Genomic DNA, 12,712 nt, shown 5'->3' on the forward strand with positions numbered 1-12,712 from the left:
GCCCCGCCGAGCGGGGCTTTTTGTTGTCGGAACGGTGGAAGGACGTCGGCCGGGTCCACGGCCCGCCGCCGTTACTCGCCGAGCACGGGGCGCGGCTCCTCCGGCCGGTCGTCGGCCGCGGGATAGACGCCGAGGATCGAGACGCGCTTGGAGAAGAAGCGCAGTTCCTCCAGCGCGTGGGCAACGCCGACATCATCGGGATGACCCTCGATATCCGAATAGAACTGCGTTGCCACGAACTTGCCCTCGAGCTGATAGCTCTCGAGCTTCGTCATGTTGATGCCGTTCGTCGCGAAGCCGCCGAGCGCCTTGTAGAGCGCGGCCGGCAGGTTGCGCACCTCGAAGATGAAGGTGGTGACGACGCGCGAGCCGTCATGGGTGGCCCAGAGTTCGCGCTCGCCGGCGCTGCGGCGCGAGAGCACCACGAAACGGGTCGTGTTGTGCTCGGCGTCCTCGACGTCCTCCGCAAGAATGTCCAGCCCGTAGAGCTCGGCCGCCAGACGCGGCGCCAGCGCCGCCACCTGGCGCTCCGGCATCTGCGAGACGATGCGCGCGGCACCCGCCGTATCGCCGGAGATCACCGGCTTCCAGCCATTTTCGCGCAGAATGCCGCGGCACTGGCCGAGCGCGTGGATGTGGCTGTGGACCTCGCGGATGTCGGCCAGCACCGTACCGGGCTTGGCCATCAGCTGGAAACGGATCGGCAGGAAGAACTCGCCGACGATCTTCAGGCCGGAGACCGGCAGGAGATGATGGATGTCGGCGACGCGGCCGGCGATCGTGTTCTCGATCGGGATCATCGCCAGATCCGCCTCGCCCCGCGTCACCGCGGCGAACGCATCTTCGAAGGTCGCGCAGGGCAGCGGCTCCATCGCCGGGTACATGCGCCGGCAGGCCGTGTCGGAATTGGCGCCGGCCTCGCCCTGGAAGGCGATGCGGCCGGTGGGGGCGGCGGGCGCGAACTGGTCGCGCGCCTCCTGCAGCTGGTAGGCGGTGTCGACGCCGAGCGGCACGGCCTCCACCACCTCGGCGTCGATGCGCATGCCCGCCTCCAGCGCGCGCAGCTGCTCCAGCCGCTCGCGGCGCTCCAGCGGCGAAGGCGGCAGCGTCACGAAGCGCTCCAGCACCGCCCGGCGATAGGCGTAGATGCCGACATGGTGATAGAGCGGCCCCTCACCCGTGGGAGCGCTTGCGCGCGTGAAGTAGAGCGCGTTGAGCCGCGCCTCGCCGGCCGGCGTGCCGACGATCTTGACGACGTTGGGATCGTCGCGGTCGGCCGCGTTGGCGATCTCCACCGCGACGGTGGCGATGTCGCAGGCGGGATCGGCGAGAGGGCGCAGCACGGCGCGGATCGTCTCGGCCTCGATCGTCGGCAGGTCGCCCTGCAGGTTGACGACGATCTCCACCTCGCCGCCGGGATCCACCGCCTGCAGCGCCTCGAAGATCCGGTCCGACCCGGACTGGTGGTGATCGCCCGTCATGACCGCCTCGAAGCCCGCGGCCACCACGGCGTCGCGGATCTCGATGCTGTCGGTCGCCACCACGACGCGGCCGATCATCGCGGCCCGGGCGCGTTCGGCAACACGCACGATCATCGGGGCGCCGTGGATGTCGGCCAGCGGCTTGCGCGGCAGGCGCGTCGAAGCCAAGCGCGCGGGGATGAGGACGAGTGTGGACATGGGGTGGCGGCCTCGATGCGGCTGTCTACGATTTCAGCGATTCTGTGGCAGGAGGACGCTTGATCGATCCCGGCCGGAATGTCAGAACGCTTCCAGATTTGCGGGCTTATAGGTGTTGCCATGATTTGGCGAAAGACCTAGCGTCCGCCCGATTTTTCAGGCGTTCGTCGGCTCTTCGCGCCGTCGGCAGAGGGAGCCGCCCTTTACCATGAATTCTTTCGAGGCCAACAAAGTCTTCGGCGCTCTTCTGGGCACCGTCTTCGTTCTGTTCGGCGGCAGCCTTCTGGCGGAAGGCATCTTCCACTCCGAAGCGCCCGAGCAGCCCGGCTTCGCGATCGTTGCCGCCGAGCCGACGGCGGGCGGCGCCGCCGCGCCGGCGGCCGCCGTCACCACGCCGGTCGGCCAGATCATGCAAACCGCCAACGCCGAGGCGGGCGCGGCCATCTTCAAGCGCTGCCAGGCCTGCCATTCCGGCGAGAAGGGCGGACCGAACAAGGTCGGCCCCGATCTGTGGGACATCGTGAACCGGCCGATGGCCTCGCACGAGGGCTTCTCTTACTCGGCGGCGATGACCGAGTTCAGCCAGGGCAAGACGGTGCTCTGGGACTGGGATCACCTGAACCACTTCCTCCACGGTCCCAAGCAGTACATCAAGGGCACGGCGATGGGCTTCGCCGGTCTTCCGAAGGACCAGGAGCGCGCCGACCTCCTCGCCTACCTGCGCTCGCTTTCCGACAACCCGCCGCCGCTGCCCGCGCCCGATGCCGGTGCGACGGAAGCCTCCGCCGAGGGCGCGGCGGCTCCGGCCGGCGACGCAACGGCCGCGCCTGCCACGGCCCCCGCCACCAGCACCGACCCCTCGCTCGTTCCGGGCGATGCGGTGTCGCAGCCGCAGGGCGGCGGCACGACGGACGCCACCACCGGCGCCGCGCCGACCGCACCTGCCGGCGCCGTGCCAGCCACGGGCGACAACGCGACCAGCGCACCCGCTGCCGCGCCGACCCCGCCGGCCGCCCCCGGCGAGGCTGCGCCCGCCGCCCCGGCTCAACCGAACGCGGCGCCGGTTCCGGCGCAGTAAACCGTCGCGTCATCGCGGATCGGATGACAGAGCCGGGCCTTCGGGTCCGGCTTTTTCGTGTCCGGCGTCGGGCGCTCATGGCACTCCTGTATGCTCCGTTGCGGTGCAAAGGCTTCGTGTCGGCGGGTGGACAAGCCGCCACTCGCGATTACACTTTCGTCATCCGGCGCCGCGGCCCGAGGATGGCCATAAACATGCGGCCGTCTTCTCCCGATCCCCCGGGATCGCCGACGCCTCAGACTGGAGACCGATTTGCCGTTCCGCATGCGCGCCGCATCCGCCGTCCTCGCCGTCACGCTGCTTCAAGCGGGCGCCCTGCCTCAAGCGGGCGCGCAGGAGACACCCGGCCCGGCCGCGACGCCTGCCCTTCCCGCGCCGGCCGCAGCTGGGAACGCGACGCCGACGGCAGCCGTGATGGGCGAATGGATGACCTCCTCCTCGCTCATCCGGCCCTCGAAATACGGGGCCGACTTCCCCCATTACGACTACGTGAACCCCGCCGCGCCGAAGGGCGGGACGCTGAACCAGCAGGCGCCCGGCACGTTCGACAGCTTCAATCCCTTCCCGGTGCGCGGCACGCCGGCCGCCGGCTTCGTCGCCTTCGGCGGCGGCATCGCCTACGACACGCTGATGGATCAGGCGCTCGACGAGCCGGGCGTCAGCCACGCGCTTGTCGCCGAGGCGGTGCGCTATCCCTCCGACTATTCGTCGGTCAGCTTCCGCCTCGACCCGCAAGCGCGCTTCCACGACGGTCAGCCGATCACGCCCGACGACGTCGTCTGGACCTTTCAGACCGTGACCCGCCTATCGCCGCTCTACGCCAACTATTATCGCAACGTCACGGCGGTCGAGGTGACGGGCGAGCGAGAAGTCACCTTCCGCTTCGACCAGACCGGCAACCGCGAGCTTCCCAACATCATGGGCGATCTCGTCGTGCTGCCGCGCCACTACTGGGAGGGCACGGACGCCTCGGGCCGGAAGCGCGACATCGACAATCCAACGCTTGAAATCCCGGTCGGCTCGGGACCCTACCGCGTCAAGGCCTTCCAGCCGGGCGCGACGATCACCTGGGAGCGCGTGCCCGACTACTGGGCGGCCGAGAAAGGCGCGCGGGTCGGGCGCTACAATTACGACGAGATCCGCTACACCTATTTCCGCGATCAGAACTCGGGCTGGGAAGCCTTCAAGCGTGGCGGCTTCTCCGACTACCGCTCGGAGAACAGCGCCGGCCGCTGGGCGCAGGGTTACAACTTTCCCGCCTTCAACGATGGCCGCGTCAAGAAGCAGGCCCTGCCCTCCGAAACCGGCGAGCCGATGCAGGGCTTCGTCCTCAACACCCGCCGCGACAAGTTCGCCGATCCGCGCGTGCGCCGGGCGCTGACGCTCGCCTTCAACTTCGAGGACATGAATCGCGGTCTGTTCTACGGGCTCTACAAGCGCACCTCGAGCTACTTCCAGGGCACCGAACTGGCCTCGTCCGGCCTACCCTCGCCCGCCGAACTCGCGATCCTCGAACCGCTGCGTGACCAGATCCCGCCCGAGGTCTTCACGACGCCCTTCACCCTGCCGGACTATTCGCAGCCGAATGCCGAGCGAACCTATCTGCGCGAGGCGTTCGAGCTTCTGAAGGCCGCCGGCTGGGAGCGGCGCGGCACCCAGCTCGTCAACGCCGCGACGGGCCAACCCTTCACGATCGAATTCCTCGCCGCCGACCCCTCCTCCTCGCGGGTGATCGATCCCTTCGCCAACCAGCTGAACCGGCTGGGCATCCAGACCAACACCCGCATCGTCGACACCTCGCAATATCAGGCGCTGTCGGACAATTTCGAGTTCGACGTCATCACCGACGTCTTCGCGCAGTCGCTCTCGCCCGGCAACGAGCAGCGCGACTTCTGGTCGAGCGCGGCGGCCGCGCAGCCCGGCAGCCGCAACGCGCCGGGCATCCGCAACCCGGCGGTGGACGCGATCGTCGATAAGATCATCTACGCGATGGATCGCGACAGCCTCGTCGCGGCGACCCATGCGCTCGACCGCGTGCTCCTGTGGAACTTCTACGTGGTGCCGCAGTGGCACAATCCGGAAATCTGGCTGGCGCATTGGGACAAGTTCGGCATGCCGGACACGCGCCCCGCCTATGCCGGGCTCGACCCGTTCTCCTGGTGGGTGAAGGGCGATGTGCCGGTGAACACGCCGGCCGATGCCGCCGCTGCCGATGCGCCGGATCCGAGCGCGCCGCCCGTCATCCCGCCGGCCCGGCCATGACCGCCTCGTTCGGACGCATCACGCGCCGCCATTTCGGTGCGCTGGGCTTGAGCGCCGCGGCCACGCTCGCCCTGCCCCGGTTGTCGCTGGCCGCCAACACGCCGGACACGCCGCTGCACGGCCTCTCGGCCTTCGGCGACCTGAAATATCCCGCTGGCTATCCGCAGTTCGACTATGCCTCACCGGAGGCGCCCGAGGGCGGGCGCATCATTCTCACCGCGCCGTCCTGGTTCTTCAACCAGGCGCCCGACACCTTCGACACGTTCAACACCTTCGTCCTGCAGGGCAATGCGCCGCCGCGCATCGAATTGCTCTACGAGGGTCTGATGCTTTCGACGCTCGACGAGCCCGACGCGCTCTACGGGCTTCTGGCCGAAAGCGTGGCGATGTCGCCCGACGCCAACCGCTTCACCTTCCGGCTGCGGCCGCAGGCGCGCTTCTCGGACGGGCAGCCCGTCACCGCAGCCGACGTCGTCTTCTCCTATACGGCGATGAAGACGGAGGGGCATCCAAGCCTTGCCATCACGCTCGCCGAAGTGGCCGAGGTGGTGGCCGAGGACGAGCGCACCGTGCGCATCGTCTTCACCGGCCGGCAGACGGTGCCGACGGCCCTCGCCGCCCTGTCGATCCCGATCGTGCCCGCCGCCTTCTTCCAGGGCCGTCCCTTCGGCCAAGGCGGTTTCGACCCCATCCCGGGTTCGGGCGCCTATACCATCGGCCGCTACAATGCCGGGCGCTTCATCGAATACGAGAAGCGCGGCGACTACTGGGGCCGCGACATGGCCTTCTCGAAGGGCCTCGGCCACTTCCAGACCATCCGCATCGAGTTCTTCCGCGACCGGCAGGCGCAGCTCGAAGCCTTCAAGAAGGGCGACGTCACCTTCCGCGAGGAGTTCACGACGCGCGCCTGGGCGAGCGAGTACAGCTTCCCGGCGGTGCAGCAGAAGCGCGTGGTGACGCGCCAGTTCGACGGCGAAAAATGGCCGAACTTCCAGTGCTGGGCGCTGAACCAGAGGCGGGCGCAGTTCTCGGACCCACGCGTGCGCCGGGCGATCAACCTCTGCTTCGACTTCGAGTGGACGAACGCCAACCTGCTGTTCGGGCTGCGCCAGCATTCACAGTCGCCGTTCCAGCTGTCGGACTACGTCGCGACTGGTGCGCCCTCGCCCGAAGAGCTGGCGATCCTCGAGCCGCTGCGGGCGGACCTCCAGCCGGAGGTCTTCGGCGAGGTCTGGATGCAGCCGGTCTCCGACGGTTCGGGCAACGACCGTGTCCGGCTTCGCGAAGCGTCCGAGCTGTTCAAGGCGGCGGGATGGACGCGCAGGGGAGCAAGCCTCGTCAACGCGGCGGGTGAGCCGTTCCGTCTCGAATACATGCTGAACGATCCCGAGCAGGGCCGCGTCTACGGCAAGATGGTCGAGACGATGCGGCTCCTCGGGATCGACGCCTCGATGCGCGTCGTCGACGCCGCGCAGTACCAGGACCGTCTGAACCGGTTCGACTTCGACATGATCCTCTGCCGCTTCGTCCTCAATAGCACCCCGACCCGCGAGAGCCTCGGGCTGTTCTTCGGCAGCGCGTCGCGCGACCGGAACGGATCGTACAACTATCCGGGCATGGCGAGCCCCGCCATCGACGCGCTGCTCGACCGGATCGGCACGGCGAAGACCCGCGAGGACCTGACACTGGCCATGCGCTGCCTCGACCGGGTGCTGCGCTGGCGCCTCGACTGGCTTCCCAACATTCACGCCGAGGGCCACGCCGTCGCCTACTGGGACATGTTCGGCTTTCGAAGCCCCAAGCCCGATTACGGGTTCCCGGTCGAGTCGCTCTGGTGGTACGACGAAGCGAAGGCGAAGGCTGCGGGCCGCGCATGACAATTGCGGGTGCGGGCCGGTCGGTCCGGCTCCGACGGGACCGGTGAATGGGCGCCTATATCCTCCGACGCATCCTCCTGATGATCCCGACGCTGCTCGGCATCATGGCGGTGTCCTTCGCGGTGATCCAGTTCGCGCCGGGTGGCCCGGTGGAGCAGGTCATCGCCGGCCTGCAGGGTCAGGGCGGCGGCGCCGCGGACCGGCTTTCGGGCGGCGGTGGCGGCGACATGGCGGCGCAGGGCGGCGAGACCTCCGGCTATCGCGGCGCGCAGGGGCTCGACCCCGAGTTCATCAAGCGGCTCGAGGTACAGTTCGGCTTCGACAAGCCGCCGCTGGAACGCTTCGGCGAGATGATCTGGAACTATGCGCGTTTCGACTTCGGCACGAGCTTCTTCTCGAACGCCACCGTGGTCGATCTTGTGCTCCAGAAGCTCCCCGTCTCGATCTCGCTCGGCCTCTGGATCACGCTCCTCTCCTATCTGATCTCTATCCCGCTCGGCATCCGCAAGGCGCTGAAGGAGGGTTCGCGCTTCGACACATGGACGAGCGGGCTGATCATCGTCGCCTATGCCATCCCCGGCTTCCTTTTCGCGGTGCTGCTCATCGTGCTGTTTGCGGGCGGCTCCTTCCTCGACTGGTTCCCGTTGCGGGGCCTCACCTCCGACAACTGGGCGCAGCTCTCCTGGCCCGAGCGCATCGTCGACTATTTCTGGCACCTGACGCTGCCGCTCATCGCGCTCTCGCTGTCGGCCTTCGCCACCACGACGCTGCTGACGAAGAACTCGTTCCTCGACGAGATCCGCAAGCAGTACGTCACCACCGCCCGCGCCAAGGGCCTGACGGAGCGGCGTGTGCTCTACGGCCACGTCTTCCGCAACGCCATGCTGATCATCGTCGCCGGCTTTCCCGGCGCCTTTATCTCGGCCTTCTTCGCGGGTTCGCTTCTCATCGAGACGATCTTTTCGCTCGACGGACTGGGGCTTCTCTCCTTCGAGAGCATCTACAAGCGCGACTATCCGGTCGTCTTCGCCACCCTCTACATCTTCTCGCTCATCGGTCTCGTGACGACGCTCATCTCCGACCTCACCTACACCTGGATCGATCCGCGCATCGACTTCGAGAAGCGGGAGGTCTGACGATGGCCAGCAAAAGTGCAAAGCGGTTTTCCGTCCGGCCCCTGCGGCGGGAGGTCTGACGATGGACGATGTCGTCAAGGACCGCCGCGAGGCCGATCGTCCGCCCGAGATCGACACGCGACGCGAGGCGCAGGCCGGCGCCAGCGGCGTGGCGCAGATGGCGCCCCCGCTCGTCGCCACGAAGCGCGCCCGGCTGTCGCCGCTCAACAAGCGCCGCTGGCAGAATTTCAAGGCCAACCGGCGCGGCTGGTGGTCGCTCTGGGTCTTCCTCGCGCTCTTCCTCGTCACCCTCGTCGCCGAAGTCGTGGCGAACGACCGGCCGGTGCTGATCTCCTACAAGGGCGACTTCTACACCCCGATCCTCGTCGACTATCCGGAAGAGGTCTTCGGCGGCTTCCTGCCGGTGACGAACTACCGCGACCCGTTCATCCAAGACGAGATCGCCGCCAACGGCTGGATGGTCTGGCCGGTGATCCGCTACTCCTACCAGAGCGTCAACAACGAGATCCCGACGCCCGCGCCATCGGCCCCCTCCTGGACCTACACGAAGGAGGAGCGCTGCCAGCGCTATCCGCTCGGCGTCGAGGATCCCAACTGCACGATCGGAAACTGGAACTGGCTCGGCACCGACGACCAAGCACGCGACGTGCTGGCCCGGCTGATCTACGGCTTCCGCATCTCCGTTCTGTTCGGGCTGGTGCTGACGGCCGCCTCGGCGGTGATCGGCGTCTTCGCCGGCGCGGTGCAGGGCTATTTCGGCGGCTGGGTCGACCTCGTCTTCCAGCGCTTCATCGAGATCTGGTCGTCGATCCCGGTGCTCTACCTGCTGCTGATCGTCTCGGCGATCCTGCCGCCCGGCTTCTGGATCCTGCTGGGCATCATGCTGCTGTTCTCGTGGGTCGCCTTCGTCGGCGTCGTGCGGGCTGAATTCCTGCGAGCGCGCAACTTCGAATACGTCAATGCCGCGCGGGCGCTCGGCGTCGGCGACTGGACGATCATGGGCCGGCATCTCCTGCCGAACGCGATGGTCGCGACGCTGACCTTCCTGCCCTTCATCCTCAACGGATCGATCACCACGCTGACCTCGCTCGACTTCCTCGGCTTCGGCCTGCCGCCCGGCAGCCCTTCGCTCGGCGAACTCCTCTCGCAGGGACGCAACAACCTGCAGGCCCCCTGGCTCGGCATTTCCGGCTTCGTGGTCCTCTCGCTGATGCTCTCGCTCCTCGTCTTCGTCGGCGAAGCCGTGCGCGACGCCTTCGACCCCCGCAAGAGCTTTCGCTAGGAGCGTGACGTGACCCACACCCACGATCACGGCGACCACGACCACGATCACAGCCACGATCACGGCGCACATGCCGGCGAGACGCGGCTGGCGATCGCGGCGGGCCTCACGGGCCTGTTCATGCTGGCCGAGGTGGCGGGCGGGCTGATCTCGGGCTCGCTGGCGCTGCTCGCCGATGCCGGACACATGCTCGTCGACTTCGCCGGACTGGCGCTGGCCTGGTTCGCCATCCGCATGGCCCGCCGTCCGGCGGATACGCGGCGCACCTTCGGCTACGACCGCTTCCAGATCCTCGTCGCCTATTCCAACGGCCTCGTGCTCTTCGGCATCAGCGCCGTCATTCTCTACGAGGCCTATGCCCGCCTCGCCGATCCCGTGCCCGTGCTCGCCGGTCCGATGCTGGCGGTGGCGGTCGGCGGGCTGGTGGTCAACGTCGCGGCCTTCTTCGTGCTCCATGGCGGCGACAGGCAGGACCTCAACATGCGCGGCGCGCTCCTGCACGTGATGGGGGATCTCTTGGGTTCGGTCGCCGCGATCGCAGCGTCGCTGATCATCCTCGGCACGGGCTGGACCCCGATCGACCCGATCCTTTCGGTCTTCGTCTGCCTGCTCATTCTCGGCAATGCCTACCGCCTGATCCGCGAGTCCGGCCACATCCTGCTCGAAGGCGCGCCGGCCGACGTCGATGCCGGCGCGATAGAGGCTCGCCTTGCCGCCATTCCCGGCCTCGCCAGCATTCATCACGTCCATGTCTGGATGCTGACGCCCAAGCGCCGCGCCGCGACGCTGCATGCCTGCGTCACCGACACCGCAGACGGCCCGACTGTCGTGCGCGCCGTGAAGGCCGAGTTGCGCCGCAGTTTCGCCATCGAGCATGCGACCGTGGAGGTCGAGGCCCCCGGGGCCTGCGCCGACGAGACGACGAATGTCTGCTTCCCTTCGGTCGCCGGCGATCGCCCGCACGCGAACGATCATTCCGGCCATGGCCACGACCATGCCGCGCACGACCACGACCATGGCCACCCCCACCAGCCGGCGGCCCTGCCGCGGCCGGCGTGAAGGAACTCCCCCGCGTGAGCCAAGCCGCCAGCCGCCCGACCGCTTCGCAAGCGCCGCTTCTCGCCGTGCGCGACCTTCAGGTGGCGTTCCACCAGAACGGCGAGACGAGCCTCGCCGTGAAGGGCATCTCCTTCGAGATCCACAAGGGCGAGACGGTGGCGCTGGTCGGCGAGTCCGGCTCGGGCAAGTCGGTCTCGGCCCTGTCGATCCTCAAGCTCCTGCCCTACCCTTCAGCCAGCCATCCGGGCGGTGCGGTGATGTTCGGCGGCGAGGATCTGATCGCCGTTTCGAACGAGCGCCTGCGCGGCGTGCGCGGCAACAAGATCTCGATGATCTTCCAGGAGCCGATGTCCTCGCTCAACCCGCTCCACACGATCGAGCGGCAGATCGGCGAGGTGATGAAGATCCACCGGGGCCTGCGCGAACGCGAGACGCGCGCCCGAACCCTCGAACTCCTGCATCAGGTCGGCATCCGCGATCCCGAAAAGCGGCTGTCGGCCTATCCGCACCAGCTTTCGGGCGGCCAACGCCAACGCGTGATGATCGCCATGGCGCTCGCCAACGAGCCCGATCTCCTCATCGCCGACGAGCCCACCACCGCTCTCGACGTGACCGTCCAGGCGCAGATCCTCGAACTCCTCAAGGCGCTGCAGACCGAGCGCCACATGGGGATGCTGTTCATCACCCATGATCTCGGCATCGTCCGGCGCATCGCCGACAGGGTCTGCGTGATGTATCGCGGCGAGATCGTCGAGACCGGGCCGACCGCCGATATCTTCGCCAACCCGCAGCACGACTACACCAAGCATCTCCTCGCCGCCGAGCCGAAGGGCCGCCCGCCCGCCGCCAACGCCAACGCCGCGACGGTGATGGAGGGCCGCGACGTGAAGGTCTGGTTCCCGGTGCGCACCGGCTTCATGCGCCGCGTCACCGATCACGTGAAGGCCGTCGACGGCATCGACGTCACCGTGCGCGCCGGCCAGACGGTCGGGGTTGTCGGCGAATCAGGCTCCGGCAAGACGACGCTAGGTCTCGCGCTTTGCCGGATGATCGCCTCGAAGGGCGAGATCCGCTTCGAGAACCAGCGCATCGACGACCGGTCCTTCCAGGCGATGCGCCCCTTGCGCGAGCGCATCCAGATCGTGTTCCAGGATCCGTTCGGCTCCCTGTCTCCGCGCATGCCGGTCGGCGAGATCATCGCCGAGGGCTTGCGGGTGCACGAGAAGGGGCTCGATGCCGACGCGCGAGATGCCCGCGTCGTCACGGCGCTCAACGAGGTCGGGCTCGATCCCGCCACGCGCTTTCGCTACCCGCACGAATTTTCGGGCGGCCAGCGCCAGCGCATCGCCATCGCCCGCGCCATGGTGCTCAACCCGCGCTTCGTGATGCTGGACGAGCCGACCTCGGCGCTCGACATGAGCGTGCAGGCGCAGGTCGTCGATCTCCTGCGCGATCTCCAGAAGAAGCACGACCTCGCCTATCTCTTCATCAGCCACGATCTGAAGGTGGTGCGCGCGCTCGCCAACGAGGTGATCGTGATGCGCGGCGGCCGCGTGGTCGAGCGCGGTTCGAGCGAAGAAATCTTCGAGCGGCCGCAGACCGACTACACGAAAGCGCTGATGGCGGCGGCCTTCCGCATCGAGGCCTCCCCCATCGACACGCCCGGCGAGGCCCCGGCATGATCGATCTCTTCCGCCACCGGCTCGAGGACCAGACGCTCGACTTCACGATCGCCGAGGAGCGCCGGGCCTTCGACGGGTTCCGGCCGCTCGACGTCGTCACGCTCGACCATGCGCCGCTCGGCCGCGACCTGCCCTCGCATGTTCGGCGCGAGATCGTGCGCGGCGGGCGCTGCGCCGTCGTCATTCCCTACGATCCCGTGCGCGACGAGATCGTGGTGATCCGCCAGTTCCGCATCGGCGCCGCGCTCGCCACGCCCCATGCCGCGCCGCTCGAACTGCCGGCCGGCGGCATCGACGAGGGCGAGGACGCCATGGCCGGCGCTGCGCGCGAACTCGAAGAGGAAACCGGGCTCGACACGCTGGCGATCAGCCATTGCTACACGATCCTGACGACGCCCGGCCTCACCGACGAAGTGGCCATCGTCTTCCTGGCGCTCGTCGACGTCTCCAGCCTCGACGGGCGGGGCGGCAAGGAGGACGAGGCGGAGGACATTCTTGCCATCCGCGCGCCGGTGGATGCACTGATCGCAGCGGTGGACGATGGCCAGATCGCCAACGGATTTCTCGTCGGCGCGACGCATTGGTTTGCGCGTCACGGCCGAACCCGCGCTAGATTGCTGGCGGATTCGATTCGACCCATCGATTGAGACGGCAAGG

General features: G+C 68.0%; 9 protein-coding genes and 1 pseudogene. 8 read left to right on the top strand and 2 right to left on the bottom strand.

Features of this window, described 5'->3' with window-relative positions:
- Positions 1–71 precede the first annotated feature (71 nt).
- Both AUL33_RS22480 and AUL33_RS22720 read right to left on the bottom strand, forming a co-directional pair.
- On the bottom strand, positions 72–983 hold the full coding sequence (locus tag AUL33_RS22480) for a prephenate dehydratase (RefSeq protein WP_062204611.1): 912 nt from the start codon (positions 981–983) through the stop codon (positions 72–74).
- Positions 969–1,679: pseudogene (locus tag AUL33_RS22720) on the bottom strand (3-deoxy-manno-octulosonate cytidylyltransferase); the annotation flags it as partial. The gene AUL33_RS22480 and the pseudogene AUL33_RS22720, both read right to left, overlap by 15 nt.
- 208 nt (positions 1,680–1,887) lie before the next feature.
- Here AUL33_RS22720 and AUL33_RS04560 point away from each other — a divergent pair.
- The 8 genes from AUL33_RS04560 (at position 1,888) to AUL33_RS04595 (ending at position 12,702) form a co-directional block, all read left to right on the top strand.
- On the top strand, positions 1,888–2,757 hold the full coding sequence (locus AUL33_RS04560; RefSeq protein ID WP_082652312.1) for a cytochrome c family protein: 870 nt from the start codon (positions 1,888–1,890) through the stop codon (positions 2,755–2,757).
- 264 nt (positions 2,758–3,021) lie between these two features.
- Positions 3,022–5,019 carry an extracellular solute-binding protein gene (locus tag AUL33_RS04565; protein WP_082652324.1) on the top strand — a complete coding sequence of 666 codons (1,998 nt, stop codon included), beginning with the start codon at positions 3,022–3,024 and terminating at the stop codon, positions 5,017–5,019.
- Entirely contained in the window at positions 5,016–6,896 is a 1,881-nt protein-coding gene (locus tag AUL33_RS04570; protein ID WP_062204353.1) for an extracellular solute-binding protein, read from the top strand. The genes AUL33_RS04565 and AUL33_RS04570 overlap by 4 nt, the downstream gene beginning before the upstream one ends.
- Positions 6,897–6,943: 47 nt before the next feature.
- Positions 6,944–8,032, top strand: a complete 1,089-nt coding sequence (locus AUL33_RS04575; RefSeq protein WP_062204355.1) for a microcin C ABC transporter permease YejB — start codon at positions 6,944–6,946, stop codon at positions 8,030–8,032.
- A 157-nt stretch (positions 8,033–8,189) separates the two neighbouring features.
- A complete protein-coding gene (locus tag AUL33_RS04580) occupies positions 8,190–9,314 on the top strand; it encodes an ABC transporter permease (protein WP_062204613.1) in 1,125 nt (374 codons plus the stop codon).
- Positions 9,315–9,323: 9 nt separating this feature from the next.
- A complete protein-coding gene (locus tag AUL33_RS04585; RefSeq protein WP_062204357.1) occupies positions 9,324–10,373 on the top strand; it encodes a cation diffusion facilitator family transporter in 1,050 nt (349 codons plus the stop codon).
- Between the two features lie 14 nt (positions 10,374–10,387).
- Entirely contained in the window at positions 10,388–12,055 is a 1,668-nt protein-coding gene (locus AUL33_RS04590) for an ABC transporter ATP-binding protein (protein WP_062204360.1), read from the top strand.
- Positions 12,052–12,702 (top strand): NUDIX domain-containing protein, encoded by a 651-nt coding sequence (locus AUL33_RS04595; RefSeq protein ID WP_062204364.1) that lies wholly within the window; start codon positions 12,052–12,054, stop codon positions 12,700–12,702. The genes AUL33_RS04590 and AUL33_RS04595 overlap by 4 nt, the downstream gene beginning before the upstream one ends.
- The last annotated feature ends 10 nt before the right edge of the window (positions 12,703–12,712 follow it).

This window comes from Aureimonas sp. AU12 (assembly GCF_001463705.1).
In the GTDB taxonomy this organism is placed as follows: domain Bacteria; phylum Pseudomonadota; class Alphaproteobacteria; order Rhizobiales; family Rhizobiaceae; genus Aureimonas.